Below are 25,512 nucleotides of genomic sequence, written 5' to 3'. Positions count from 1 at the left end.
CGCGGTCGGGAGGGCCGGGGCGGCCGGTCGACTACGCGCCGACGAGGCGTGACCCGAGGTACCCCTGGAGCTGGTCGAGCGCCACGCGCTCCTGCCCCATCGTGTCGCGCTCGCGGACGGTGACGGCGCGGTCCTCGAGCGTGTCGAAGTCGACGGTGATGCAGAACGGGGTGCCGATCTCGTCGTGCCGGCGGTACCGACGGCCGATCGCACCGGCGTCGTCGAAGTCGACGTTCCACAACTGTCGGAGGTCGTCGGCGAGGCCGCGCGCGACGGGCGACAGCTGCTCGTTGCGCGACAGCGGCAGCACGGCGGCCTTGACCGGGGCGAGACGGGGGTCCAGGCGCAGGACCGTGCGCTTGTCGACGCCGCCCTTGGCGTTCGGGGCCTCGTCCTCGTGGTAGGCGTCGAGCAGGAACGCCATGAGGGCGCGGGTGAGTCCGAACGACGGTTCGATGACGTACGGCGTGTACCGCTCGCCGGACGCCTGGTCGAAGTACCGGAGGTCCTGGCCCGACGCGTCGATGTGGTTCGTCAGGTCGAAGTCGGTGCGGTTCGCGACGCCCATGAGCTCGCCCCACTCCCCCGACACGAAGCCGAAGCGGTACTCGATGTCCGCGGTGGCGTCGGAGTAGTGCGCCCGCTCGCCGTCCGGCACGTCGAAGCGACGCAGGTGCTCCGGGTCGATGCCCAGGTCGGTGTACCAGGCGACGGCGTCCGTGATCCAGCGCTCGTACCACTCGGCGGCCTCGGCCGGGGGCACGAAGTACTCGATCTCCATCTGCTCGAACTCACGCGTGCGGAAGATGAAGTTGCCGGGCGTGATCTCGTTGCGGAACGCCTTGCCGACCTGGCCGATGCCGAACGGGGGCTTCATCCGGCTCGTGGTGACGACCTGCGCGAAGTCGACGAAGATGCCCTGCGCGGTCTCCGGACGGAGGAAGTTCAGGCCCTCCTCGTTGTCGACCGGCCCGAGGTAGGTCTTGAGCATCCCCGAGAAGTTCTGCGGCTCGGTCCACTGGCCGCGCGTGCCGCAGTTCGGGCAGGCGATCTCGGCCATGCCGCCCTCGGGCTGCCGGTCCTTCTTCGCGACGAACGCTTCCACCAGGTGGTCCTGCCGGAACCGGTGGTGGCAGTGCAGGCACTCGACGAGCGGGTCCGTGAAGGTCGCGACGTGACCCGAGGCCTCCCACACCTTGCGGGGCAGGATCACCGCGGAGTCGAGGCCCACCATGTCCCCACGGCCACGGACGAACCGCTGCCACCACTGGCGCTTGATGTTCTCCTTGAGCTCGACGCCGAGGGGCCCGTAGTCCCACGCCGACCGCGATCCGCCGTAGATCTCGCCGGACTGGAAGACGAAGCCACGACGTTTCGCGAGGGCGATGACGTTGTCGAGACGGGAGGGCTGTGCCAAAGGGTGCTCCAGAGGTCGCCGAGCTGGATGCCCGGTGCGGTGACGTACCGGGCAATGCTACCGGCGGCACTCCGCCTGTGCGGGCGCTCAGCGCCCACAGCCGACACCGAGCGGACCGTGACCGGACCGGTACGCCAGGTCGTCGGGGAATGCGTACCGTCGTGTCCAGCTGACGATCAGTCAACAAACACCACGAACGACAGGACGAGATCCGATGACAACACACCGCGTGCGTGGCGGCAGCAGCCGTGCGCTCGCTTGGGGGACCACGATCGCGCTCGGCGTCACCACCGCCCTCGCGATCACCGGCTGCACCGCCGGTACCACCCGACCCGACGGGACCGCGGTCGCGCACCGCACCACGACGACGTCCTCTGCGAGCGCCGTGCCCACCGCTGCCTCGACACCCGCAACGACCGCCACGAGCTCGCCGACACCGAACAGCAGACCGACCACGCCGAGCGCGGCGCCGGCCGCGAGCATGCCGAGCAGCGATGCCCTCGTCGCGATGCTGCAGGACGCTCCGGTGCCGGCGCTCTGCGGGCACACCGCGGGGCGGCTCGTGCACGGTCGACTGCCCGCCCAGCCCGCGCACGCGGGGACGGTCGCCCTGTCCTCCCTCGTGGGCGAGGGGCGCTCCGAGGCGGCGCTCACCAGCGTCGGGTCACTCGAGGGCGCCGGCAGCCACGACGTCGTCGCGGGTCTGTACTGCGACGCAGGCGGGGTCCCGTGGCCCGAGGTCGTCGGCGTCTGGCGGTGGACGAGCGGGACCAGCCTGCAGTTCGTGTCCGTCTACGCGCCCGAGCAGCTTTCCCACAACGTCGTGTCCCTGCACAGCACGGTCGTCTCGGGCGCCACGATCGACGTCGCGTGGACCGGACCCGCGCCGGGCAAGGACGACGCCGACGGCAGCGAGCACTCGAGCGCCGTCCTCACCCTGCGCGGCGGACAGCTCGTCGCGTCCGGGTACCGCTCGACCGTCGTCTGACGGTCGCGCCGCTGCTGCCGGCCGGTTCCGCGGCTCGCCACGGGACCGGCTGGCAGCGGGCCGGCCGCGGACCGGCTGGCTGCGGACCGGCTGGCTGCGGACCGGCTGGCTGCGGACAGGCTGGCTGCGGGCCGGCTGGCTGCGGGCCGCCCGCGATCCCTGCGACGCTCAGGGGCGCGGCGTCGGCGCGTCCACGGCCCCGCCGAACCGTCGGTCCCGCGAGGCGTACAGCTGGATCGCGTCCCAGAGGTCCTGCCTGCGGAAGTCGGGCCACAGGCGGTCGAGGAACACCATCTCGGCGTACGCCGACTGCCAGAGCAGGAAGTTGCTCGTCCGCTGCTCCCCCGAGCTCCGGACGAACAGGTCGACGTCGGGCATCTCCGGCGTGTAGAGCCGTCGGGCGATCGCCTTCTCCGTGACCTGGGCGGGCCGCATCCGACCCGCGGCCACGTCGTCGGCGATGCTCCGGACGGCGTCGGCGATCTCGGTGCGGCCGCCGTAGTTGACGCACATCGTCAGCGTGAGCGTGTCGTTGCCGGCCGTCATCTGTTCGGCGTACTGCAGCTCGTCGATGACGCTCCGCCACAGCCGCGGCTTGCGTCCGGCCCAGCGCACGCGGACGCCCCACTCGTTCAGCTGGTCTCGACGGCGGTGCAGGACCTCGCGGTTGAACCCCATGAGGAACCGCACCTCGTCCGGCGAGCGCTTCCAGTTCTCGGTCGAGAACGCGTACGCCGACAGGTGCTTCACGCCGATCTGGACCGCACCCGCGACGACGTCGAGCAGCGACGCCTCGCCTGCGCGGTGCCCCTCGATGCGCGTCAGGCCGCGCTCGTTCGCCCATCGCCCGTTGCCGTCCATGACGACGGCGACGTGTTCCGGGACCGCGCCGGCCGGGAGGGACGGCGGCTGTTCACCGGTCCAGTCCAGCGGTCGGAACGGTTCCGCTGGCACGGATCGGCGGGGGCTCATGCGCTCGGGGTTCCTTCTGCTCGTCCTGCGGTCGGTCCGGGGGTCACCGGAACGGGGTGCTCGCTCCGGTCGACGTGCGGGAGGGAGCGCAACGATCGTTCCAGGTGCCACTGCGCGTACGCCGCGACCACGCCGGAGGCCCGGGAGCGCGTCCGCTCGTCCGCCGCGTCGGCCGTCGCCCAGTCCCCGGCGAGCAGCGCACCGAGCAGGCCGAGCGTCACCGGATCGAGTCGTGGGGAGCCCGGCGGCGCCGCGCGGTCCGCGACGACCCCGCCGAGCTGCACGACGAACGCCGAGTGCGGGCCGGGATCGCCGGTGACGGCGCAGTCCCGGAAGCTCGGGGCCCATCCCGCGATGCTCATCGCGCGGAGCAGGTACGAGTCGAGGGTCAGGCTCGACGCGTGCTCCTGCCGGGACAGCGACCGGAGCGCCCCGACGAGGAGCAGGTACTGCTGCAGGCCCGCATCGGCGTCGCTCAGCCGGTCGGCGGTCTCGACCATGGCGCTCGCGGCCGTGTAGCTGCCGTAGTCGGCGACGATCTGCGCCCCGTACGACCCGATCGACTCGGCCTGCGTCACGATGTCGAGCGATCGGCCCTCGTAGAACTGCGCGTCGACGACCATGAACGGCTCGAGGCGCGCACCGAACTTGCTCGCGGTGCGCCGGACGCCCTTCGCCACGGCGCGGACCTTGCCGTGCTGCCGGCTTAGCATCGTGACGATGCGGTCCGCCTCACCCAGCTTGTGGGTGCGGAGGACGACGCACTCGTCACGGTACAGGGGCACCGAACCATGATCCCACGGGCCTCCGACCGCGCGCTGGCGCAGGGCCTCCGACGGCGCCGACGCAGGGCCTCAGGCGGACGCGAGCACGGCCTCCCCGGCGACGGCACCGGCGCGCACCGCGCGGTTGACGGCCGACACGATCGCCTTGAGCGAGGCGGTCGCGATGTCGGCGTCGATGCCGACGCCCCACAGGCGGGAGCCATCGACGTCGAGCTCGACGTACGCGGCGGCCTTGGCGTCACCGGAGGCGCTCATGGTGTGCTCGACGTAGTCGTACAGCGTCACCGCGACGCCCTGGTCGGCGAGGATCCGGATGAACGCGTCGATCGGGCCGGTCCCGATCGCCTGGGCGTCCACCCCGCCGTCGTCGACGCGCATCGTCACGGTGAGCTGCGTCGTCCCACCGAAGTCGCTCGACGTCGCCGTCTTCGTGAGCTCGTAGCGGCCCCACTTGTCGTCCTCGGCGGGCGCCGGCAGGTACTCGTCGCTGAACAGCTCCCAGATCGCCTCGGACGTGAACTCGCCGCCCTCGGCATCGGTCCGCCGCTGCACCACGCCGGAGAACTCGATCTGCAGCCTGCGCGGCAGGTCCAGGGCGTGGTCCTGCTTGAGCAGGTACGCGACACCACCCTTGCCGGACTGGGAGTTCACGCGGATGACCGCTTCGTAGCTCCGGCCGATGTCCTTCGGGTCGACGGGCAGGTACGGCACCGCCCAGACCATGTCGTCGACGCTGCTGCCCGCTGCCTCGGCCCGGGCCGTCATGGCCTCGAGCCCCTTCTTGATGGCGTCCTGGTGCGACCCGCTGAACGCGGTGTACACGAGGTCGCCCGCCCAGGGCTGTCGCTCGGGCACGGGCAGCTGGTTGCAGTACTCGACCGTGCGCTTGACCTGGTCGATGTCCGAGAAGTCGATCATCGGGTCGATGCCCTGCGTGAACAGGTTCATGCCGAGCGCGACGAGGTCCACGTTGCCCGTCCGCTCCCCGTTGCCGAACAGGCAGCCCTCGATCCGGTCGGCGCCGGCCATGTACCCGAGCTCGGCCGCGGCGACGGCGGTGCCGCGGTCGTTGTGCGGGTGGAGCGACAGGATCACGTTCTGCCGGTGGTTCAGGTGCCGCGACATCCACTCGATCGAGTCGGCGTAGACGTTCGGCGTCGCCATCTCGACGGTGGCGGGCAGGTTGATGACGACCTTGCGCTCCGGTGTCGGCTCGAGGACCTCGAGCACCTCGTTGCAGATGCGCAGCGCGACCTCGAGCTCGGTGCCCGTGTACGACTCCGGCGAGTACTCGTAGTACACCGTGGTGCCGTGACGGAGCGTGGCCTCGGCCGCCTTGCACATCCGGGCGCCCTCGAGCGCGATGTCGACGACCCCCTGCACGTCGGTCCGGAAGACGACGTCACGCTGGACGACGCTCGTCGAGTTGTACAGGTGGACGATGGCCTGCTTCGCCCCGTCGATCGCCTCGTACGTGCGGGCGATGAGGTGCTCGCGGGCCTGCGTCAGGACCTGGATCGTCACGTCGTCCGGGATCGCGCCTTCGTCGATCAGACTGCGGACGAAGTCGAAGTCGGTCTGCGAGGCGCTGGGGAACCCGACCTCGATCTCCTTGTAGCCCATGCGCACGAGCAGGTCGAACATCGCCCGCTTGCGGTCGGCGTCCATCGGGTCGATGAGGGCCTGGTTGCCGTCACGCAGGTCGACCGCGCACCAGCGGGGTGCCTCGGTGATCTGCTTCGTCGGCCAGGTGCGGTGCGGCAGGTCGACCGTGATCTGCTCGGAGAAGGGGACGTACTTGTGGATCGGCATCCCGGAGGGGCGCTGCGTGTTCTGCATGGTGGTCACTCGCTTCGTTGCTGGTCTCGTGTCGGCCGACGACGGACTCCGCGACGAGGGGGGCCGGTGGTCAGGCCTCGTCGCGGCGGCGAAGGAGGAGGAGTGCAGCGTGCATCGGCACCCACGGTAGCACCGCAACGGCCACCGTGGGCGATGACGCCCAGGTGGCCGCTGCGGAGGCCCGCACCCCTCAGTCGACCGCGAGGGCCTCACGCGGGGTCACCCGCATCGCCCGACGCACCGGAGCGACGGTCGCCACGACGGCGAGGAGGAGCGCGCCGCCCACCACCACCGCCACGGTCACCGGTGGCAGGACGGGCGTCAGCGGGAAGTGCAGCGTTCCGAGCAGCGTCCGCGCCGCCAGCCAGCCGTAGACGACGCCGAGCACCAGACCGGTGACGACGGCGGCAGTGACCATCTGGACGGCCTCGGTCACGATCATGCGCCGGACCTGTGACGCGGTCAGGCCGAGCACGCGGAGGAGGCCGAGCTCGCGGCGCCGCTGCACGACCCCGAGCGCCAGGGCGTTGACGACACCCACCGCGGCGAGGACGCCGGAGAACCCGACGAGTGCGCTGACGACCGCGTTGAGCTGGGCGAAGAAGTGGTCCTCGGAGCGGATGGTCGCCGCGGACGCCGCCGAGCCGCCACCGAGTTCCCGCACCGAGAGCGCCGAGACGTGCTGGAGGATCCCGAGCGCGACCGCGAACGTGACGAGCAGCGTCACGCCGATCACGAGTCCGATCACCGCACGTGCGGTGCGTCCCGGGGCGCGGAGCGCGTTCCGCCCCGCGAGCAACACGACCGGGTCACGGGATCCGATCCGTCCGGCCAGCGCGAGGACCGGCGGCATGACGAGCGGTGCTCCGACGACGACGCCCGAGAACGAGACGAACGCGCCGAAGGTGCCCGGCAGCACGGCGAGCACGGTGACGCCGCCGAGCGCGACGGCGAGGAGCATGGACGCCGCGCCCACGACGAGCAGCGTGATCGCGACCGCGCGGCGACCACGACCGGCGCGGAGGTCGGCGGCGGTGGGTTCGACCGTGTTCGACAGCGCCTGCAGGGGCGTCACGGCGAGCACGCGCCGGCTCCCCGCCCGGAACGCCGCCCAGGTCGCGACGACCACCGCGCCGACCGGGAGCACGATGCCCGCGGGCACGAGGTCGTACGTGGTGTCCGGCAGGAAGTGTCGGGCACGCAGCATCGCGACGACGACGGCGGCGACCCCCACGCCCAGGACACCGCCGAGGAGCGCTCCCACCACGCCGACCAGGACCCCCGACCGACCGATGCCGCGCCGGAGGGCCGCCCCGGTCGCCCCGACGAGCCGCTGCAGGGCGAGGACCCGCGTCTGCCCGGCGATGATCGTGCTGCAGGTGTTCGCGGTGACGATCGAGCCGACGTAGACGGCGACCGCGAGGAACACCCACCCGACCACCGACAGCACCGCCTGGACCGAGCCGACGTCCTCGAGCCCGATGGCGCGCAGTGCGTCGGCGACCACACCGGGCGTGATGACGAGCACCGTCCCGAACATCGAGGCGAGCGCCGCGACGAGCAGCGTCGGGCGGAAGGCGCGCAGCGTGTCGAGTCCTCGAGCCGTCGGCCGTCGGGTCGCGCGTCGGAGCGGCCGTGGGGTCCGGGACGCGGTGACCGCGTCCGTACCGCTGGTCGAGCTCATGCCGCGGCCTCCATCCCGAGCATCGTCGTCGAGATCTCCGCCGGCGTCATGGACGGCCGGTCCCCGACCACCCGTCCGTCGGCGAGGAACAGGATGCGGTCCGCGTTGGCGGCCGCGACGGCGTCGTGCGTCACCATGACGACGCTCTGTCCCCACTCGCCGACGGCACCGCGGAGGATCGCGAGGACGTCCCTCCCGGTGCGGGAATCGAGGGCTCCGGTCGGCTCGTCCGCGACGACGACGGCGGGACGGGTGGCGAGCGCGCGCGCGATCGCCACGCGCTGCTGCTGGCCGCCCGACAGCTCGTGGGGTCGGTGGTCGAGTCGATCCGCCAGGCCGAGGCGACCGACGAGGTGGTCGATGAAGTCCCGCTCCTCGGCGGTCGGACGGCGGCCTCCGAGCAGGAACGGCAGCTCGATGTTCTCGAGGACGTCGAGCGTGGGGACGAGGTTGAAGGACTGGAACACGAACCCGAGGCGGCGTCGGCGCAGGTCGGTGAGTCCGCGGTCGTCGAGGGTCGTGAGGTCGGTGCCGTCCACCACGACCCGGCCACTCGAGACCGAGTCGAGGCCCGCGGCGACGTGCATCAACGTCGACTTGCCGGAGCCCGAGGGACCCATCACCGCCGTGAACGCACCAGCGGCGATCGTGACGCTGACGTCGTCGAGCGCGACCACCGCGCGGCCGTCGCTGCCGTACTGCTTCCGGACGTGTTCCAGACGGATGATCGGTTCGTTCATGCCTCCGAGCCTGGCGGCCGGGAGGCCCGGCGCGCGTCCGTCCCGCGGCGCGCGCCCGTCATCCTCGCGGCTGATCCGACGGCTCTCGAGGGACCAGGCCGTGCTCGTGCGCGAACACGACGAGGCGCACGCGGTCGCGGAGCCCGAGCTTCCCGAGGACACGGGAGACGTGGGTCTTCACGGTCGCCTCGCTGACGAACTCGTGCCGGGCGATCTCCGCGTTGCTCAACCCACGCGCGGCGAGGTCGAAGACCTCGCGTTCCCGCGGGGTCAGGTCGGCGAAGGCAGCCGGAGGTGCCGGCGGGGCGGACCGTTCCTGGAACCGGCGCAACAGGTCGCGCGTGGCCGCCGCCGCGAACACCGTCGTTCCTGCGTGCACGGTCCGGATCGCCGCGAGCAGGAACTCCGGGTCGGCGTCCTTGAGCACGAAGCCGCTCGCACCGGCACGGATCGCCCGCGCCGCCGCCTCGTCGAAGTCGAAGGTCGTGAGCACGAGCACCTGCGGGCCGGCACCCTCGGCACGCGCCTCGACGATGCGGGCGGTCGCCGTGATGCCGTCCATGACCGGCATCCGGACGTCCATGAGCACGACGTCGGGCCGCGTCCGTCGGACGAGCTCGACCCCGGCGGCGCCGTCGCCCGCCTCACCGACGAACAGCAGGTCGGGCTGCGACTCGACGAGCATCGTGATGCCCGTGCGGAACAGCGCCTGGTCGTCGACCAGAGCGACCCGGATCGGTGCGGTCATCGTGCGCCTTCCTCTCGGCCATGTCGGGGCAGCGGGACGGCCCCGGTGCTCCCGGCGGTGGGCAGCCGGACGGCCACCCGGAACTCACCGTTGGTCGGCCCCGCGGACATCGTCCCGCCGGACAGCGCCGCGCGCTCCCGCATCCCGACCAGACCGTGCCCGACGCCCTGGCCGCCGTGGCCCTCGGGCGGGAGCCGGTTCGCCACGGCGACCTCGACGTGGTCGGGAGCGTACCGCAGCGCGAGTCGGACGGGTCCGCTCCGGTCGCCGTGCTTCAACGCGTTCGTCAGGCCCTCTTGCACGACGCGGTAGACGGCGAGCTGCGATGTGGTGGGCAGGTGCTCGGGTTCGCCCGCGCGCTCGACCTGGACGTCCAGGCCAACCTGCCGCATGTCCCGCACGAGCTGCTCGATGTCGTCGAGGGCCGGCGTCGGACCCGGCGCCTCGTCGTGCCGCAGTGCGCCGAGGAGCTCACGGACGTCGCCGAGGGCACGGCGGGCGGTCGCGCCGATCGTCGCCAGCGCGGCGTCCGCGCTCTCCGGGGAGGACCGCATCGCGTAGCGGGCGCCGTCGGCCTGCGCGATCACGACCGCGAGCGAGTGCGCCACGATGTCGTGCATCTCGCGGGCGATGCGCACCCGTTCCTGCTCGACCGCCACGGCTCGGTCCGAACGGGCCGCGTCGCGCTCGGCGAGGAGTTGGGCCTCGAGACTGACGCGCGCCACGCCGCGGGCGCGGGCCACCGCGCCCGCGAGCCACGGCAGGACGAGCAACGCCACGATGACGACGAAGTAGCCCGCGCCCTGCGCCGCCTCGCGCACGAGCTGCGTGGGGTGCTCGATGAGCGAACCGACGAGGTCGTATCGCTGGAGGTACTCCTTGACCGTCAGGTACAGCGCGCCGACCACGGACCCCACCAGCGCCGACGTGAGGCCGAACCGACGCACCCGGGGTGAGCCGTAGAGGGCCGTCCCGTAGAGCACGCCGGGGATCATGAGGTCGGCGACGGCGACGTTCGCGCTGACGTACATCTGGACGAGTGCGCCCACCCACGCGATGGCGAGCCCACGCCCGGGCGCGAGTCGTCGGAGCGCCAGGGCGAGTCCGAACAACCCGCCGAGCAGCCAGGTCAGACCCGACCACCGGTCGCCGCCCAGGACCGCGACGACCGCCGCGACGAGCGCCAGCACGACGTCGAACGCCATCTGGCTGCGCAGCATGGTCCGGAACACGCCGACAACGCTACGGCCGCTGACCGGCCCCACGCAGCCGTCGTCCGGGAAGTCCCCCGCGAGGCGCCCCGGCGTCATCCGATCGGATGACGCCGGACTGGCGATCAGAACCCGAGACGACCGAGCTGCTTGGGGTCGCGCTGCCACTCCTTGGCGACCTTCACCCGGATGTTCAAGTAGACGTGTCGCCCGAGGAGCCGCTCGATCTCCGCGCGCGCCCGGGAGCCGACGTCCCGCAGGCGTTCACCCCCGCGCCCGATGACGATCGCCTTCTGACTGTCCCGCTCGACGAAGAGGTTCACGTACACGTCGAGCGTGTCGTCGTCCTCGTCGTCCCGCTCGACCATGTCGTCGATCACCACCGCGAGGGAGTGCGGCAGTTCGTCGCGGACGCCCTCGAGCGCGGCCTCGCGGACGAGCTCGGCGACGCGGTCGCTCGCGGTCTCCTCGGTCACGGTCTCGGCGTCGTAGAGCGCGGGCGACTCCGGCAGCAGCCGCACGACCTCGTCCAGGAGTTCGTCGAGCTGGGTGCCGCGGATCCCCGACGTCGGCACGATCGCGTCCCAGTCGCGCAGTTCGGACACCGCGAGCAGTTGCGCCGCCACCTGCTCACGTGAGGCGCGGTCGGTCTTCGTGACGATCGCGATCGTGCGCGCGCGCGGGTGGGCGTCGAGCTGCGCGTTGATGAACCGGTCGCCGGGACCGATCGGCTCGTTCGCGGGCACGCAGAACCCGATGACGTCGACGTCACCGAGGGTCGCCTGCACGAGGTCGTTGAGGCGCTCCCCGAGCAGCGTCCGGGGCCGGTGGACCCCGGGCGTGTCGACGATGACGACCTGCCCGTCGGGCCGGTGCACGACGCCGCGGATCGCGCGTCGGGTGGTCTGGGGCTTCGAGGAGGTGATGGCGACCTTCTCGCCGACGAGGGCGTTCGTCAGGGTCGACTTGCCCACGTTCGGGCGGCCGACGAACGAGACGAACCCGGCCCGGAAGGGGGTCCCGGCGGTATCGCTGGTGGATCCAGTGGTGGTCATGCGGTGTGGTGTCCCGTCGTCGTGGGGGTCGGTTCGTCGTCGAGTGCCGGGGCGTCGTCCGGCGTCGGTGCCCGCTCGACGAGCAGGGTGACCAGGTCGCGACGTCGGCCTTCCACCCGTTCCGCGGTGAGCTCGACGCCGGACACCGTGACGGTGTCCCCCGCGGTGGCCAGCTGGCCGAGCTCCTTGACGAGCAGGCCACCCGCCGTGTCGACGTCGTCGTCGTCGAGCTCCATCCCGAAGAGGTCGCCGAGCTCGTCGACCGGAAGCCGTGCCGAGATGCGCCAGACGCCCGGGCGGATCTCGGTGCGGTCCACGACGGTGCGGTCGTACTCGTCCGAGATGTCTCCCACGAGTTCCTCGATGAGGTCCTCCATGGTGACGAGTCCCGCGACGCCGCCGTACTCGTCCACCACGAGGAGCAGGTGGTTCTTCACCGCCTGCATGAACCGCAGGGTCTCGTCCGCCGGTTTCGACTCCGGCACGAACTCGGCGGGACGCAACACGGTCGTGACGTCAGCGGTGGCGGATCCCGCGCGCTCGTACAGGGCGCGGGCGACGTCGCGCAGGTGGACGACCCCGAGGACGTCGTCGCTGTCACGACCGATGACGGGCATGCGGGACACCCCCGACCGCAGCGACCGCTCCATCACGGTGGCGAGGGTGTCGTCGACGTCGACGGTCGTCATGTCCGTGCGTGGGACCATGACCTCGCGGACGAGCGTGTCGCTGAACTCGAACACCGAGTGGATGAGCTCGCGGTCGTCCGCCTCGAGCACGTTGCTCTCGGCCGCCTCGTCGACGATGCTGAGCAGCTGCTCCTCCGTCGCGACGCTCGACCCTCCGCTCCGCCCCGGGGTCACGCGGTCGCCGATCGCGACGAGGACGGTCGCGAGCGGCCCGAGCACGATGCGGACCGCGTGCACGAGGCCGCCCGTCCACGCGATGAGCTGGCCGGCGTGGGCACGGCCGACGCTCCGCGGACTCGACCCCACGAGGACGAAGGAGACGGCCGTCATGACCGCCGCCGAGACGAGCAGCGCGACCCACCAGACCGCGAAGACGCGCACGAGCGCGACCGTGACGAGCACGGCCGCCGCCGTCTCGGCGAGGACGCGGAAGAAGTTGAGGGCGTTGAGGTGCGCTCCCGGGTCGTCGGAGACGGCCTCGACGGCCCGGCGGTACCGGCTGTGCTCGGCGATCTCGTCGAGGTCCGCTCGGGACATCACCGACAACGCGGCGTCCGAGGCGGCGAGCAGACCGCCGAGCACGACCAGTGCGGCCGCCACCGCGAGCAGCACGGCGACCAGGAGCACCGGGGTCACCGGCCTCGACGCTGCGCCGCGAAGGCGCTGAGGATCTCGCCCTGCAACCCGAACATCTCGGCCTTCTCGTCCGGCTCGGCGTGGTCGAAGCCGAGCAGGTGCAGCACACCGTGGCAGGTGAGGAGGAGGAGTTCGTCGAGCGTCGAGTGACCGGCCGTCCGCGCCTGCTCCGCCGCGACCTGGGGACACAACACGATGTCGCCGAGGAGTCCGGGAGGTGTCGGGTCGTCCTCGGTGCCCGGACGGAGTTCGTCCATCGGGAAGCTCAGGACGTCGGTCGGGCCGGGCTCGTCCATCCACTGGACGTGCAGCTGTTCCATCGCGCCCTCGTCCACGAGCACGATCGCGAGCTCGGCGTCGGCGTGGACGTGCATGGCGTCGAGCGCGAAGGCCGCGAGACGTTGGACGGCGTCCTCGTCGACCTCGACGCCGGACTCGTTGTTCAGCTCGATGCTCACCGGCTGCCTCCTCGGGCGCTGGTCGGGTACGGGCTCTGCTGGCGGTCCTGCGGCGATCGCCCACGGCGCTCCGAGCGGTTCGTCCCGTCGGGGTTGCCCCGGTACGGAGTGCCACGACCGCCCGGTCGGTCGCCCGCCTGCTCGGCGAGGCGCTCCTCGTCGTAGCGCGAGTAGGCGTCCACGATGCGGCCGACGAGCGTGTGACGGACGACGTCGTCACTCGTCAGGCGCGCGAAGTGGATGTCGTCGACCTGGTCGAGGATCTGGGTCACGAGCCGCAGACCGCTCACCTGCGCGGGCAGGTCGACCTGCGTGATGTCGCCGGTGACGACCATCTTCGAGCCGAAGCCGAGCCGGGTGAGGAACATCTTCATCTGCTCGGGCGTCGTGTTCTGCGCCTCGTCGAGGACCACGAACGAGTCGTTGAGCGTGCGACCACGCATGTACGCGAGCGGTGCGACCTCGACCGTGCCGGACGCCAGGAGCTTCGGGACCAGCTCGGGGTCCATCATCTCGTTGAGGGCGTCGTACAGCGGCCGGAGGTACGGGTCGATCTTGTCGGTGAGCGTGCCGGGCAGGAACCCGAGCTTCTCACCGGCCTCCACCGCCGGGCGGGTCAGGATGATCCGGTTGACCTCACGTCGCTGCAGCGCCTGCACGGCCTTCGCCATGGCGAGGTAGGTCTTGCCCGTGCCGGCCGGTCCGATGCCGAACGTGATCGTGTTCTCGTCGATCGCGTCGACGTAGGCACGCTGGCCGTCCGTCTTGGGCCGGACGGACTTGCCGCGGCTCTGCACGATGGGGGTGCCGAACAGGTCGGTCGGCCGGCGGTCGTCCTCGATGACGCGGGCGGAGGTGGCGACGTCCGCCTGTCCGATGTCCTGGCCGCGACGCACCATGGTGATGAGCTCGTCGACGAGGACACGGGCGTGTGCGACGTCGCGCTCCGGACCGGTGAGGCTGACCTCGTTGCCGCGGACCAGCACGCGGACGGTCGGGTACTGCCGCTCGACCGTGCGGAGCAGGCGGTCCTGCGGCCCGAGGAGTTGCACCATGGCGATGCCGTCCACGGCGAGGTCGACGGTGACCTCGGGCTCGTCGGACGAGGATGCGGGGTGTGCGGTGCTGCTAACCGGCAAGGGTGCCTTCCTGGAGGTCGCCCGCGAGGACGTGGGCGTGGACGTGGAACACGGTCTGTCCGGCGGACGCACCGGAGTTGAACACGAGACGGAACTGGCCCCCCGCACGCTCGTCGGCGACCCGCTGGGCCATCGCGACGAGGTCCGCGAGCAGCGACGGGTCGCCGGCCGCGAGCTCCGCCACGGTGGCGTACTGCTCGGTCTTCGGGACGACGAGCACGTGGACGGGCGCCTTCGGAGCGATGTCCTCGATCGCGATGAGGCGGTCGTCCTCGGCGACGACGGTGGCGGGGATCTCGCGCGCGACGATCCGCGAGAAGACGCTCGGCGAGGTGCTCATCGCTCCATCGTAGGGCGTGCTGGCGACACCGTTCCGAGCTGTTCGCGCTGGGCTTGCGCTGCGCCGGGCGCCCCGACGGTGGCAGCCGTCACCAGCGGCCGAGCCGCGCCTGGAGCACGGCGAGCGCCGCGGGCCCCGCGGTGCTCGTGCGGAGGACCGACGCACCGAGCCGGACCCGCGTGGCGCCCGCGTCGGTGAGGCGGTCGAACTCGGTGTCCGCGATGCCGCCCTCGGGACCGACGACGAGTGCGATCGCCCCCGCGCCCTCGGGAACGGCCACCGAACTGAGCGGCTGCTCCGCGAGCGGATCGAGCACGAGGACCGTCGTCGAGGGCGGGAGGCCCGCCCCGTCGGCCAGGGTCGCGGTCGTGACGAGCGGTCCGACGTCGGGGACCCGGGCCCGGAGCGACTGTTTCGCGGCCTCGCGGACGATCGCGCCCCAGCGGGCACGGCCCTTCTCGGTCTTCGGACCCTCCCAGCGGGACACGCTCCGTGCAGCCGACCAGGGCACCACGCCGTCGACGCCGATCTCGGTCGCCGCCTGGACCGCCATCTCGTCACGGCCGCCCTTCGCGAGTGCCTGGACGAGCACGAGCCGTGGCGAGCCTTCCGGTTCGACGTCCACGGACCGGACCGCGAGCGTCAGCGCGTCGCGGCCGACCTCCGCCACCGCGCCGCTGACGACGGTGCCCCGGCCGTCCCCGATCCGCAGCGCCTCGCCCTGGCGGATCCGCGCGACCGTGACGGCGTGCCGACCCTCGGCGCCGTCGAGCGACACGACGTCGCCGGGCCGGACGCCGGCGAGGTCGTCGACCAGGTACAGGGACGCCACGGATCAGAAGGTGAAGAAGCGGTCACGGAGCTTGCCGAAGAGCCCCTGCTGGAACCGGGCGAGCTGCGGCGCCGGCGCCTTCCGGGACTTGGCGAGTTGTTCGACGAGACCGCGTTCCTTGTGCGAGAGCTTCGTCGGCGTGACGACCTGGACGCCGACGCGCAGGTCGCCCCGACCCCCACCGCGCAGTCGCGTCACCCCGCGGTCCTTGATCGTCAGGATGTCGGCGCTCTGCACCCCCGGCCGGATCTCGAGCTCGACCGGCCCGTCGAGCCCGTCGATGGTCGTCGTCGTGCCGAGGATCGCGTCGGTCATCTGCACCTCGAGTGTCGCGAGGAGGTCGTCGCCGTCGCGGCTGTACACGTCGTGGTGCCGCACCTTGACCTCGAGGTACAGGTCGCCCGAGGGTCCGCCCGCCGGCCCGACCTCGCCCTGACCGGGCATCTGCAGCCGCAGACCGGAGTCGACGCCCGCGGGGATGTCGACGGGGAGCGTCCGGCGGGCGCGAACGCGGCCCTGGCCCTGGCAGGTCGGGCACGGGTTCGGGATCACGGTCCCGTACCCGCGGCAGGTGCCGCAGGGCGCGCTCGTGACCACGTTGCCGAGGAGCGACCGGACGGTCCGTTGCACGTGCCCGGTGCCCCCGCAGATGTCGCAGGTCACCGGGTGGGTCCCGGGCGCGCTGCACGAGCCGCCGCAGGTCTCGCACAGCACGGCCGTGTCGACCTCGATGTCCTTGTGCGTGCCGAACACGACCTCCTCGAGGTCGACCTCGACACGCAGCAGGGCGTCCTGGCCACGCTCGGCGCGCGACCGCGGCCCGGTGCCGCGCGCACCGAATCCGCCACCGCCACCACCGAAGAAGGCGTCGAAGATGTCGCCGAAGCCACCGGCTCCGCCGCCGAAGGTGCCGTCCTGCGGACCGGCGTCGTAGCGGCGCCGCTGCTCCGGGTCGCTGAGGACGTCGTAGGCGTGGGTGACGTCCTTGAACCGCTCTGCCGCCTCCGGGCTCGGGTTGACGTCCGGGTGGAGTTCCCGGGCCAGGCGTCGGTACGCCTTCTTGATGTCCGCGTCGGCGGCGTCGCGTGCGACGCCGAGGACCTCGTAGTGGTCTGCCACAGCACCTCAGTCTGTCGGAGTGGTCGGCGTCCGCCGCTCGGTGGTCCCGGTCCGGGACGACCGGCGGTCCGGACGGATGGTCAATTGTCGGCCAGGAGCCCCGAGAGGTACCTGGCCACCGCCCGGACGGCGGCCATGTTCGTGCCGTAGTCCATGCGGGTCGGGCCGAGCACGCCGAGCCGGGCGACCTCGCCCCCGGCCGCGGTGTACCCACCGGCCACGATGCTCGTCGCGTCGAGTCCCCCGGCGGTGCCGAGGTACGCGGCGTTCTCCTCGCCGATGCTCGCGGCGACGGCGACCGCGTCGAGCTGCATCTCGCCGAAGAGCCGGAGCAGGGTCACCTGTTCCTCGATCGCCTCGAGCACGGGGAACAGACCGCCGGCGAAGTCGTCCTCGCTCTTCGCGAGGTTCGCCGCACCCGCCATGACGAGCCGGTCCTGGCGGTTCGCGCGGACCTGCTCGACGAGTGCCGCGACCACGACGGCGGCGAGCCCCTGCAGCTCGGGGCGCACGCGTTCGGGGATGCCGAGCAGCACCCGGGGGACGTCCTGCAGCAGCAGCCCGACGGCCGCGGAGCCGAGCACGGCGCGGAGTTCGGTGAGGGCGTCGTCCTCGACGCGGAGATCGGTCTCGAGGATGCGCTGCTCGACGCGTGCGGTGTCCGTGATGAGCACGCTCATGAACCGGGTCTCACTGAGCCGGACGAATTCGACGTGCCGGACCCGCGCGCGGATCATCGAGGGGTACTGCACGAGCGCGACCTGGTTCGTGAGCTGGCTCAGCAGACGCACCGTGCGACCGAGGACCTCGTCGAGGTCGTTCGACCGCCCGAGGAAGGTCTCGATCGCGTGCCGTTGCGCGCTCGACAGCGGACGGGCCTCCGTCAGGTGGTTGACGAACACCCGGTAGCCCTTGTCGGTCGGCACCCGCCCCGACGACGTGTGCGGGGCGACGATGAGCTGTTCTTCCTCGAGGGCGGCCATGTCGTTCCGGATCGTCGCCGACGACACCCCGAAGGCGTGCCGCTCGACGATGGAGCGGGATCCGACGGGCTCGCGGGACGCGACGTAGTCGCGCACGATCGCCTTGAGCACCTCGAGACTGCGTTCCGACACCATGACGCGCCCTCCCTCCTGCCGCTCGTGCGCGATGTGCGTCCGGAGGGTCCAGCGGTGCTCGCACCGTCCGCTGTGCCACGGGGCTGGCACTCTCCGGGTCCGACTGCTGATCCTACGCCGAACCGCGGAGCGCCTGGGCCTCGAACCGGTCACAGCGAGCCGTTACGCTTCCGGCATGAGCACGACGCCGCCCTACGGACAGCAGCCGGACCCGCAGTGGGGACAGCAGTGGGGGCACTACCAGCCACCGCAGCCGATGCGCCCCGAGGACCAGCGCCTCTGGGCGACCCTCGTGCACGTCGGCGGGATCTTCTTCCAGTTCGTCGTCCCGCTGGTCGGGTACCTCGTGCTGCGCGACCGGGGACCGTTCGTCCGCGAGCACACGCGGGTCGCGTTGAACTTCCACATCACGATGGCGATCGCGTACGCGGTCGGCGTCATCACGTCGTGGCTCGGCATCGGCGTCCTCGTCCTGTTCGCCGTCGCCGTGATCCAGGTCGTGTTCGGCGTCATCGCGGCCGTGCGCGCCAACGCCGGGCAGTTCTACCGCTACCCGCTGAGCATCGAGTTCGTCCGCGCCTGACGACCACCGTCGGTCACCTGCCCGCGGACACGGCCGGGAGGCCCGCCAGCAGCCCGCCGCTCCCCCGGCGCTCCGTCAGTCCAACAGCTCCCGCACCACGGCGTCGGCCAGGAGGCGCCCGCGCAGCGTGAGGTCGAGCCTCCCGGACAGGGCGGCGCGGCCGTCGACGAGTCCGCGCGCGATGAGCCCGGCGACGCGCCCACGCGCCTCGGGACGGAGCTCCGCGGTGGCCAGCTCGCCGCGCACGCGCGCAGCGAGCAGGACGCGCTCGACGTACCGGGTCTCGTCGTCGAGCGTCTCGCGGCCGGCCGCCGGTGAGTCGCCCCCGAGCACGCGCGCGGCGTACGCGGCCGGGTGCTTGACGTTCCACCATCGGGTGCCGGCGACGGCCGAGTGCGCGCCCGGACCCACCCCCCACCAGTCGTGGCCCTTCCAGTAGGACAGGTTGTGGCGGCTCGCGTGCTCGGCACCGCGGGCCCAGTTCGAGACCTCGTACCAGCTGTACCCGGCGGCGCCGAGACGCGCGTCGGCCTCCTCGTACATGTCGGCGGCCAGGTCGTCGTCCGGCGCCGGCAGGAGCCCCTTTGCGACGGCACGCCCCATGGCCGTGCCGTCCTCGACGATGAGCGCGTAGGCCGACAGGTGGTCCGGCCCGTACCCGATCGCCGCGTCGAGCGAACGGCGCCAGTCGTCGAGTGACTCCCCCGGCGTCGAGTAGATGAGGTCGAGGCTGACGTCGAGCCCCTCCGCCCGCGCCGCGTCCACCACGAGCGGGACCCGCTCCGGGTCGTGCGTCCGGTCGAGCGTGGCGAGCACGTGGGGCACCGCGGACTGCATGCCGAAGCTCACGCGCGAGAACCCGCCGCGGCGCAGCGTCGCCAGGGACTCCGCGTCGACCGAGTCCGGGTTCGCCTCGGTCGTGACCTCGGCACCCGGGAGGATCCCCCAGGTGTCGTCGATCGCACGGAGGATCATCACGAGGTCGTCCGCCGGCAGCATCGTCGGGGTCCCACCGCCGAAGAACACCGTGGACACCGGCCGACGCGCGACGCCCGACCGGTCGAGGACGGACGCCGCGAACCGGATCTCCTGGACCGCGTGACCCGCGTAGTCGTCGCGCCGGACGCCCCGCAGCTCCGACGCGGTGTAGGTGTTGAAGTCGCAGTACCCGCAGCGGACACGGCAGAACGGCACGTGCACGTAGACGCCGAACGGGACGCCTCCCGCGTCCGCCGAGGGGACGATCAGGCCGTCCGCGGGGGCGGGATCGGCGATCGGCAGGGCGCTGGGCACGGACTCCATTGTCCCACCCTGCCGCCGTCCCCGGGTCACACCACCGGTCGCGCGGCCGGAACGGGGTCGCCATGATGGTCCCATGCACGACAGCACCACCTCCGGGAGCACGGACCCGGAACCCAGCGCCGACAGCGTCGTCGGCACCATCGTCCTCTGGGACGTCGACGGGACCCTCGTCGAGAACGCCGCCGTCCCCGGGAGCCTGTACCACCTCGCGCTCGAGCGCACCGTGGGCCGGGACCTCGAGCAGCTCGTCGGACACCAGCACGGCCGGACCGACGCCGGGATCATCCTCGAGGCCCTCCGCGCCCACGGGCTCGACCCGGAGCTGTCCGAGACCGTCCGCGGACACCTGCAACGCCTGTCCGAGGAGCGCTACCGGTCGGGTGAGCGGCGGACGCCCGCGCCGGGTGTGATGGCCCTGCTGCAACGCATGACCGATCGTGGCTGGCGCTCCGCGCTGCTCACCGGGAACTCCGCGGGTCGGGCTCGCCTCAAGCTCGCCAGCGCCGGGTTCGACCCGGACGCGTTCGACTGGGCGCACTCGTACTTCGGGGACGAGGACGTCGAGCGGCAGGCGCTGACGCGCCGGGCGGCCGCGGACCTCCGCGGGAACCGGGTGGTGGTCATCGGGGACACGCCCCGCGACGGCACCGCCGCCGACGCGGCGGGCATCCCGTTCATCGCGGTCGCCACCGGCGTGCACGACGTCGACGAGCTCGGCAGGACGAGCGCGGTCGCGGTCGTCGCGGACTGCGCGGAGGGTGCCGACACCCTGCTGGACGCCGTCGCCGCGCTCCGACCCCTGGTCTGAACGGCCCGACGCGCGATCGTCAGTCGGAACCGAGCAATGCCTGCAGGTAGGCCTGGGCGAGTCGCCGCTGCTGGCGTCGGAGGAACGGGCCGAGGAACCGCCACCCGCGCGACGACGGCTGCGAGAACTGCCGCACCTGCAGCCACACCGAGCCGTCCGTGGTGCGCTCGACGACGAAGGACTCCTCGCCCGACACCGGGTGCCCCTCGAGCGTGCCGTACGCGAAGCCCTTGCGGTCCGGTTCGTCGATCACCGAGACGACGCGGACCGGGGCGTGCACGACCCGCCCGTACGCGTGGATCGTCAGCGTCGCGGTCGTCCCCGCGGTCAGCAACGGCGTACCGTCCGGCGCGAACCGCTCGGTCGTCCCGCCGCCGATCGAGGCCGGTGTGACCGGACGACCCTCGTCGTCGAACTCGACGGGGGTGTAGCCGACCTCGTCGTCGTCGGGGACGTCCTCCACACGGACCCGGATGCCGCTGCGCTCTTGGATCTGCCAGGTCAGGGTCTGGACCCACGCCGTCTCGAACCGCTGGTCGCCGTGGCCGATGCGCGTGCGGGACTCGCTCGGCGTGAACCCCTCGGGCGGGTAGGTCATGAGGTCCGGCGCCTGGGTCGCCCCGACGGCGCCGTAGGTCAGGGCGGTGGGGCGGTGGCTGCCGCGGGTGCTCATCCGCCCATCGTACCGAGCGTGGGATCGTTCCCCCCGGCGAGGACCCGCAGGTAGCGCGCCGTCGTGCGCCGCGACTTCCACTGCACGAACGGCCAGAGCAGCGCCCACAGTCGGTTCGCCGGTCGTGAGAACGACCGCACGACGAGCCAGACCGTGTCATCGGGACGGTGCTCGACGAGGAACGCGACCTCGCCCGACTCGGGGTGCCCGCGACGGGTGCCGTAGGCGAAGCCGCCGCGGGTCTCCTCGTCGACCACGCGGACGGCGCGGACCGGCGCGTGGGTGGTGACGCCGTACGCGCGGATGTGCAGGACAGCACGGTCTCCGGCGCGGAGGCGCGGGTGCGGTCGCCCGGGTCGGGACGGGTCGCGCGGACCGTCCGGGTCCTCCCGGGCCTCCCGGTGGTCCCGGGCCTCCCGGTGGTCCTGGGTCTCCCGGTGGTCCTGGGTCTCCCGGTGGTCCTGGGTCTCCCGGTGGTCCTGGGTCTCCCGGACCTCCGGTTCCACCCGGATCCCGACGCGCTCCTGGATCTCCCAGCGGAGCACGGCGTCGACCGTGCGGTCGTGGCAGGCACGACCGCGCCCGATCCACGCGGCGTCCTGCCGCGCGCGGTACCCCGCTGACGGGGCCGTCACCAGGTCGGGGGCGAGCGATCCGCCCTCGGGCGCGTAGGTCAGGGCGTCGCGGTCAGCACCGGCACGTGCGGCGTGGGCGCTCCCCGGACCGTCGGCGGTCACTTCTTCTTGGCGTCCTTGGCCTCGGTGTCACCGGAGAGCGCAGCGATGAACGCCTCTTGCGGGACCTCGACGCGACCCACCATCTTCATGCGCTTCTTGCCCTCCTTCTGCTTCTCGAGGAGCTTGCGCTTGCGGGTGATGTCACCGCCGTAGCACTTCGCCAGGACGTCCTTGCGCATGGCACGGATCGATTCGCGCGCGATGATGCGCGCACCGATCGCGGCCTGGATCGGGACCTCGAACTGCTGCCGCGGGATGAGTTCGCGCAGGCGACCGGTCATGAGCACGCCGTACGCGTACGCCTTGTCCCGGTGGACGATCGCGCTGAAGGCGTCGACCTGGTCTCCCTGGAGCAGGATGTCCACCTTGACGAGGTCGGCCTCCTGGTCCCCCATGGGCTCGTAGTCGAGGCTCGCGTACCCCTGCGTGCGGCTCTTCAACTGGTCGAAGAAGTCGAACACGATCTCACCGAGCGGCATCGAGTACCGGAGCTCGACGCGGTCCTCGCCGAGGTACTCCATGCCGAGCATCGTGCCGCGGCGCGACTGGCACAGGTCCATGATCGCGCCCACGTAGTCCTTCGGCGCCAGGATCGCCGCGCGGACGACGGGCTCCTTGACGCTGGCGATCTTGCCCGACGGGAACTCCGACGGGTTCGTGACCTCGACGGTCTTCTTGTCCTCGGTCGTGACCTCGTAGACCACACTCGGCGCGGTGGTGATGAGGTCGAGTCCGAACTCGCGGGACAGCCGCTCCGTGATGATCTCGAGGTGCAACAGCCCGAGGAACCCGCAGCGGAACCCGAAGCCGAGCGCGACCGAGGTCTCGGGTTCGTAGACGAGTGCGGCGTCGGACAGCTTCAGTTTGTCGAGTGCCTCGCGCAGGTCCGGGTAATCGCTGCCGTCGATCGGGTACAGCCCCGAGAACACCATCGGCTTCGGGTCGGTGTACCCGGCCAGCGCCTGGGTGGCGGGCCTCGCGGCGCTCGTGACGGTGTCGCCGACCTTGGACTGCCGGACGTCCTTGACGCCGGTGATGAGGTACCCGACCTCGCCGACCGCCAGGCCCTTCGTCGGTACCGGCTCCGGGCTCGACACCCCGATCTCGAGGATCTCGTGGGTGGTGCGGGTCGACATCATCTGGATCTTCTCGCGGGGGCTGATCCGCCCGTCGACCATGCGCACGTAGGTGACGACACCGCGGTAGCTGTCGTAGACCGAGTCGAAGATCATCGCCCGCGGCTCGGCGTCCAGGCGACCGACCGGCGCCGGGATGCGTTCGACGACCCGGTCGAGCAGCTCCGCCACGCCCACGCCGGTCTTGCCGCTCACGCGCAGGACGTCGGCCGGGTCGCCGCCGATGAGCTGCGCCAGCTCGGCGGCGTACTTGTCCGGCTCCGCGGCGGGCAGGTCGATCTTGTTGAGGACCGGGATGATCTCGAGGTCGTTCTCGAGCGCGAGGTACAGGTTGGCCAGGGTCTGCGCCTCGATCCCCTGGGCGGCGTCGACGAGCAGGATCGCGCCCTCGCACGCGGCGAGCGACCGCGACACCTCGTACGAGAAGTCGACGTGGCCCGGAGTGTCGATCATGTTCAGGGCGAACGTCTGGCCGTCACGCTCCCACGGCATGCGCACGGCCTGCGACTTGATGGTGATCCCGCGCTCGCGCTCGATGTCCATCCGGTCGAGGTACTGCGCCCGCATCGCACGCTCCTCGACGACGCCGGTGATCTGCAGCATGCGGTCGGCCAGCGTCGACTTGCCGTGGTCGATGTGGGCGATGATGCAGAAGTTGCGGATCGCCCCGGCCGCCGTCGACGCGGGTTCGAGTGGTGCGGATGCTTGTGGGCTCACGGTTCCTCTGAGGTCGAGCGGTGGATCGGTCGATTGTTCCACGCGCAGCCGACCGATGCGGCCAGACCCGGCCGCGGCGACCGCGGCGAGGACGGGAGCGACCCTGCCGGCAGGGTCGTCAGCGCGGGTCCGGGAGACGACGGAGACCCTCGCGGAGCACCGCGGGGTCCGCGGCCAGGCACACGCGGATCCACCCCTCACCGGCCCTCCCGAACGCGCTACCCGGCGCCACCGCGACGCGCTCCGTCAGCAGGAACCGCTCCGCCCATGCCGCGACGTCCCCGTCGGTCGCGTGCGCGACGTCGATCCACAGGTAGAACGCGCCCTCGGGGTCGTTGTACGTGATGCCCTTCGCGTCGAGGACCTGTCGCGCCACCTCGAGGTTCGCGCGGTAGTGGTCACGGGCCTCCTGGACGGCCGAGTGGTCCCCGACGATGGCCGCGAGGGCCGCGAACTGGTCGGGTTCGGCGACACAGCTCACCGTGGCCTCCTGGACCGTCCGCATGGTCCCCGCCATGCCCCTCGGCGTGACGAGGTACCCGACGCGCACGCCGGTCATCGCGTACGTCTTGCTCAGGGAGAACACGCTGAACACCCGGTCGTCCTCGTCGAGGGACGCGGGACTGACGTGGCGCGCGCCGAACGTGAAGTACTCGTAGACCTCGTCACTGATGACCCAGAGGTCGTGCCGACGGGCGAAGGCGAGCAGCCGCTGCACGGTCTCCGCGCCGACCACCGACCCGAGCGGGTTCGACGGCGAGTTGAGCAGGAGCACGCGCGTGCGGTCGGTCACGCTCGCCTCGAGGGCGTCGAGGTCCGGCTCGAACCCGTGCGCCGGTGCAAGCTCGTACGGCACCGGGACCGCACCGAGCATGTGGGCGTTCATGGTGAAGGTCGTGTAGCCGGGGTCCGGCACGAGGACCTCGTCGCCCGGTGCGAGCAGCAGTGCCATCGCCTGGTGCAGGGCCTGGGTCGCCCCGACGGTCACCCAGACCTGCTCGATCTCGGCGTCGATCCGGTTCTCGCGGGACAGCTTCTCCTGGAGGGCCCGCCGCAGTGGCGCGATCCCGCCGTTCGGCGTGTAGTTGGTCCGGTCCTCGGTCCACGCGCGCCGCGCCGCGTCGCCGATGTGCCGGGCCACGGGCACGTCGGGCTCGCCGACCACGAGCATGATGGCGTCGTCGAGGAGCAGAGCCTGCTCGTAGATCCGCCGGATGCCGGAGTCGGGCACGGTGCTGATGTGCGGCGCGAGCGATGGCATGGCGCAACGCTAGTCGAGGGGTGGCGCGTTGATCGCTCCTCGTGGTCCTGGTAACATTGCTCGCTGGCTTGCGTGTTCCATCTCCCACAGGTGGAGCGCGATCCGCGATCGGACCCTCTATCCCTGTGATCGCGTTCACCCGTCCGAGACACACAGAAAGCAGAACCGCATGGCGAACATCAAGTCGCAGATGAAGCGCATCAAGACCAACCTGAAGGCCCAGGAGCGCAACAAGGCCTACAAGAGCGAGCTCAAGACGTACATCCGCCACACGAACGAGGCCATCGCCGCCGGCGACAAGGACAAGGCCGCCGCCGCCCTCGTCGTCGCGACGAAGAAGCTCGACAAGGCCGTGAGCAAGGGCGTCATCCACAAGAACCAGGCCGCGAACCGCAAGTCCGCGATCTCGAAGAAGGTCGCCGCGCTCTGATCTGAGCGCTGGCCGAGCCGCACCTCGCAGAACGCCCCCGACACCTCGGTGCCGGGGGCGTTCCGCGTGTCCGGCGCGGCGCAGCTCGGGCTTGG

General features: G+C 71.7%; 25 protein-coding genes. 4 read left to right on the top strand and 21 right to left on the bottom strand.

The window, feature by feature from the left end:
* Window positions 1–31 precede the first annotated feature (31 nt).
* The gene (locus DEI93_RS06470; RefSeq protein WP_111119162.1) at window positions 32–1,417 is read right to left on the bottom strand and encodes a glycine--tRNA ligase; all 1,386 of its coding nucleotides are present in this window, start codon (window positions 1,415–1,417) and stop codon (window positions 32–34) included.
* 214 nt (window positions 1,418–1,631) lie between these two features.
* Here DEI93_RS06470 and DEI93_RS06465 point away from each other — a divergent pair, with 214 nt between their 5' ends.
* Window positions 1,632–2,405: a hypothetical protein gene (locus DEI93_RS06465; RefSeq protein WP_146244351.1), complete on the top strand. Its 774-nt coding sequence runs from the start codon at window positions 1,632–1,634 to the stop codon at window positions 2,403–2,405.
* A 168-nt stretch (window positions 2,406–2,573) separates the two neighbouring features.
* Here the strand turns inward: DEI93_RS06465 and DEI93_RS06460 are convergent, their stop codons facing one another.
* The 15 genes from DEI93_RS06460 to hrcA all read right to left on the bottom strand — a co-directional run bounded on the left by DEI93_RS06460 (window position 2,574) and on the right by hrcA (window position 17,770).
* Complete coding sequence (locus tag DEI93_RS06460; RefSeq protein ID WP_111026102.1) at window positions 2,574–3,377, bottom strand: isoprenyl transferase; 804 nt, start codon at window positions 3,375–3,377, stop codon at window positions 2,574–2,576.
* A complete protein-coding gene (gene recO / locus DEI93_RS06455; RefSeq protein ID WP_111071725.1) occupies window positions 3,374–4,162 on the bottom strand; it encodes a DNA repair protein RecO in 789 nt (262 codons plus the stop codon). Before recO ends, DEI93_RS06460 begins: the two co-directional genes overlap by 4 nt.
* A 69-nt stretch (window positions 4,163–4,231) precedes the next feature.
* Window positions 4,232–6,001, bottom strand: a complete 1,770-nt coding sequence (gene leuA, locus DEI93_RS06450) for a 2-isopropylmalate synthase (protein WP_111119209.1) — start codon at window positions 5,999–6,001, stop codon at window positions 4,232–4,234.
* A gap of 190 nt (window positions 6,002–6,191) precedes the next feature.
* A complete protein-coding gene (locus tag DEI93_RS06445) occupies window positions 6,192–7,685 on the bottom strand; it encodes an ABC transporter permease (RefSeq protein WP_111119164.1) in 1,494 nt (497 codons plus the stop codon).
* Window positions 7,682–8,425 carry an ABC transporter ATP-binding protein gene (locus DEI93_RS06440; protein WP_111008677.1) on the bottom strand — a complete coding sequence of 248 codons (744 nt, stop codon included), beginning with the start codon at window positions 8,423–8,425 and terminating at the stop codon, window positions 7,682–7,684. The genes DEI93_RS06445 and DEI93_RS06440 overlap by 4 nt, the downstream gene beginning before the upstream one ends.
* Window positions 8,426–8,483: 58 nt before the next feature.
* Complete coding sequence (locus DEI93_RS06435; RefSeq protein WP_111008676.1) at window positions 8,484–9,173, bottom strand: response regulator; 690 nt, start codon at window positions 9,171–9,173, stop codon at window positions 8,484–8,486.
* On the bottom strand, window positions 9,170–10,405 hold the full coding sequence (locus tag DEI93_RS06430) for a sensor histidine kinase (RefSeq protein WP_220035605.1): 1,236 nt from the start codon (window positions 10,403–10,405) through the stop codon (window positions 9,170–9,172). Before DEI93_RS06430 ends, DEI93_RS06435 begins: the two co-directional genes overlap by 4 nt.
* Window positions 10,406–10,509: 104 nt before the next feature.
* Window positions 10,510–11,439 carry a GTPase Era gene (gene era / locus DEI93_RS06425; RefSeq protein WP_111119165.1) on the bottom strand — a complete coding sequence of 310 codons (930 nt, stop codon included), beginning with the start codon at window positions 11,437–11,439 and terminating at the stop codon, window positions 10,510–10,512.
* Entirely contained in the window at window positions 11,436–12,764 is a 1,329-nt protein-coding gene (locus tag DEI93_RS06420) for a hemolysin family protein (RefSeq protein ID WP_258372164.1), read from the bottom strand. The genes era and DEI93_RS06420 overlap by 4 nt, the downstream gene beginning before the upstream one ends.
* On the bottom strand, window positions 12,761–13,222 hold the full coding sequence (ybeY, locus tag DEI93_RS06415) for an rRNA maturation RNase YbeY (RefSeq protein ID WP_111008674.1): 462 nt from the start codon (window positions 13,220–13,222) through the stop codon (window positions 12,761–12,763). Before ybeY ends, DEI93_RS06420 begins: the two co-directional genes overlap by 4 nt.
* Window positions 13,219–14,277 carry a PhoH family protein gene (locus tag DEI93_RS06410; protein ID WP_111119211.1) on the bottom strand — a complete coding sequence of 353 codons (1,059 nt, stop codon included), beginning with the start codon at window positions 14,275–14,277 and terminating at the stop codon, window positions 13,219–13,221. Before DEI93_RS06410 ends, ybeY begins: the two co-directional genes overlap by 4 nt.
* Before the next feature lie 73 nt (window positions 14,278–14,350).
* Window positions 14,351–14,701: a histidine triad nucleotide-binding protein gene (locus DEI93_RS06405; RefSeq protein ID WP_111008673.1), complete on the bottom strand. Its 351-nt coding sequence runs from the start codon at window positions 14,699–14,701 to the stop codon at window positions 14,351–14,353.
* Between the two features lie 88 nt (window positions 14,702–14,789).
* A complete protein-coding gene (locus DEI93_RS06400) occupies window positions 14,790–15,533 on the bottom strand; it encodes a 16S rRNA (uracil(1498)-N(3))-methyltransferase (protein WP_111008672.1) in 744 nt (247 codons plus the stop codon).
* A gap of 3 nt (window positions 15,534–15,536) precedes the next feature.
* A complete protein-coding gene (dnaJ, locus tag DEI93_RS06395; RefSeq protein WP_111026104.1) occupies window positions 15,537–16,652 on the bottom strand; it encodes a molecular chaperone DnaJ in 1,116 nt (371 codons plus the stop codon).
* A gap of 80 nt (window positions 16,653–16,732) precedes the next feature.
* The gene (gene hrcA / locus DEI93_RS06390) at window positions 16,733–17,770 is read right to left on the bottom strand and encodes a heat-inducible transcriptional repressor HrcA (protein WP_111119166.1); all 1,038 of its coding nucleotides are present in this window, start codon (window positions 17,768–17,770) and stop codon (window positions 16,733–16,735) included.
* Window positions 17,771–17,945: 175 nt separating this feature from the next.
* Here hrcA and DEI93_RS06385 point away from each other — a divergent pair, with 175 nt between their 5' ends.
* The gene (locus tag DEI93_RS06385; protein WP_111026105.1) at window positions 17,946–18,353 is read left to right on the top strand and encodes a DUF4870 domain-containing protein; all 408 of its coding nucleotides are present in this window, start codon (window positions 17,946–17,948) and stop codon (window positions 18,351–18,353) included.
* A 75-nt stretch (window positions 18,354–18,428) separates the two neighbouring features.
* Here DEI93_RS06385 and hemW read toward each other — a convergent pair whose 3' ends face one another.
* On the bottom strand, window positions 18,429–19,646 hold the full coding sequence (hemW, locus tag DEI93_RS06380) for a radical SAM family heme chaperone HemW (RefSeq protein ID WP_181435972.1): 1,218 nt from the start codon (window positions 19,644–19,646) through the stop codon (window positions 18,429–18,431).
* Window positions 19,647–19,728: 82 nt separating this feature from the next.
* Between hemW and DEI93_RS06375 the strand changes: the two genes are divergently transcribed.
* Window positions 19,729–20,463, top strand: coding sequence for an HAD family hydrolase (locus DEI93_RS06375; RefSeq protein ID WP_111048615.1), 735 nt, complete (start codon window positions 19,729–19,731; stop codon window positions 20,461–20,463).
* A gap of 19 nt (window positions 20,464–20,482) precedes the next feature.
* Here the strand turns inward: DEI93_RS06375 and DEI93_RS06370 are convergent, their stop codons facing one another.
* From DEI93_RS06370 to DEI93_RS06355, 4 genes are all read right to left on the bottom strand, one after another.
* Complete coding sequence (locus DEI93_RS06370) at window positions 20,483–21,136, bottom strand: DUF1990 domain-containing protein (RefSeq protein ID WP_111036758.1); 654 nt, start codon at window positions 21,134–21,136, stop codon at window positions 20,483–20,485.
* Window positions 21,133–21,873 (bottom strand): DUF1990 domain-containing protein, encoded by a 741-nt coding sequence (locus DEI93_RS06365; protein WP_181435973.1) that lies wholly within the window; start codon window positions 21,871–21,873, stop codon window positions 21,133–21,135. The genes DEI93_RS06370 and DEI93_RS06365 overlap by 4 nt, the downstream gene beginning before the upstream one ends.
* A complete protein-coding gene (gene lepA, locus DEI93_RS06360; RefSeq protein ID WP_111026109.1) occupies window positions 21,870–23,726 on the bottom strand; it encodes a translation elongation factor 4 in 1,857 nt (618 codons plus the stop codon). Before lepA ends, DEI93_RS06365 begins: the two co-directional genes overlap by 4 nt.
* A 118-nt stretch (window positions 23,727–23,844) precedes the next feature.
* Complete coding sequence (locus tag DEI93_RS06355; RefSeq protein WP_111012608.1) at window positions 23,845–24,987, bottom strand: pyridoxal phosphate-dependent aminotransferase; 1,143 nt, start codon at window positions 24,985–24,987, stop codon at window positions 23,845–23,847.
* Between the two features lie 169 nt (window positions 24,988–25,156).
* Here DEI93_RS06355 and rpsT point away from each other — a divergent pair, with 169 nt between their 5' ends.
* Window positions 25,157–25,417, top strand: a complete 261-nt coding sequence (gene rpsT / locus DEI93_RS06350; protein ID WP_111026110.1) for a 30S ribosomal protein S20 — start codon at window positions 25,157–25,159, stop codon at window positions 25,415–25,417.
* Window positions 25,418–25,512: the final 95 nt, after the last annotated feature.

The sequence above is a fragment of the Curtobacterium sp. MCBD17_035 genome (genome assembly GCF_003234815.2).
Classification (GTDB): Bacteria; Actinomycetota; Actinomycetes; order Actinomycetales; family Microbacteriaceae; genus Curtobacterium.
Note: the sequence above shows the minus strand (reverse complement) of the source record. Positions and strands in the feature narration are given on the sequence as shown.

Bases quoted from the DNA above. Each gene is read 5' to 3' on its own strand.
- DEI93_RS06465 (WP_146244351.1), top strand. From the start codon at position 1,632: ATGACAACACACCGCGTGCGTGGCGGCAGCAGCCGTGCGCTCGCTTGG.
- DEI93_RS06460 (WP_111026102.1), bottom strand. From the start codon at position 3,377: ATGAGCCCCCGCCGATCCGTGCCAGCGGAACCGTTCCGACCGCTGGAC.
- leuA (WP_111119209.1), bottom strand. From the start codon at position 6,001: ATGCAGAACACGCAGCGCCCCTCCGGGATGCCGATCCACAAGTACGTC.
- DEI93_RS06445 (WP_111119164.1), bottom strand. From the start codon at position 7,685: ATGAGCTCGACCAGCGGTACGGACGCGGTCACCGCGTCCCGGACCCCA.
- DEI93_RS06440 (WP_111008677.1), bottom strand. From the start codon at position 8,425: ATGAACGAACCGATCATCCGTCTGGAACACGTCCGGAAGCAGTACGGC.
- DEI93_RS06435 (WP_111008676.1), bottom strand. From the start codon at position 9,173: ATGACCGCACCGATCCGGGTCGCTCTGGTCGACGACCAGGCGCTGTTC.
- era (WP_111119165.1), bottom strand. From the start codon at position 11,439: ATGACCACCACTGGATCCACCAGCGATACCGCCGGGACCCCCTTCCGG.
- DEI93_RS06410 (WP_111119211.1), bottom strand. From the start codon at position 14,277: ATGGTGCAACTCCTCGGGCCGCAGGACCGCCTGCTCCGCACGGTCGAG.
- DEI93_RS06405 (WP_111008673.1), bottom strand. From the start codon at position 14,701: ATGAGCACCTCGCCGAGCGTCTTCTCGCGGATCGTCGCGCGCGAGATC.
- hrcA (WP_111119166.1), bottom strand. From the start codon at position 17,770: ATGGTGTCGGAACGCAGTCTCGAGGTGCTCAAGGCGATCGTGCGCGAC.
- DEI93_RS06385 (WP_111026105.1), top strand. From the start codon at position 17,946: ATGAGCACGACGCCGCCCTACGGACAGCAGCCGGACCCGCAGTGGGGA.
- DEI93_RS06375 (WP_111048615.1), top strand. From the start codon at position 19,729: ATGCACGACAGCACCACCTCCGGGAGCACGGACCCGGAACCCAGCGCC.
- DEI93_RS06370 (WP_111036758.1), bottom strand. From the start codon at position 21,136: ATGAGCACCCGCGGCAGCCACCGCCCCACCGCCCTGACCTACGGCGCC.
- DEI93_RS06355 (WP_111012608.1), bottom strand. From the start codon at position 24,987: ATGCCATCGCTCGCGCCGCACATCAGCACCGTGCCCGACTCCGGCATC.
- rpsT (WP_111026110.1), top strand. From the start codon at position 25,157: ATGGCGAACATCAAGTCGCAGATGAAGCGCATCAAGACCAACCTGAAG.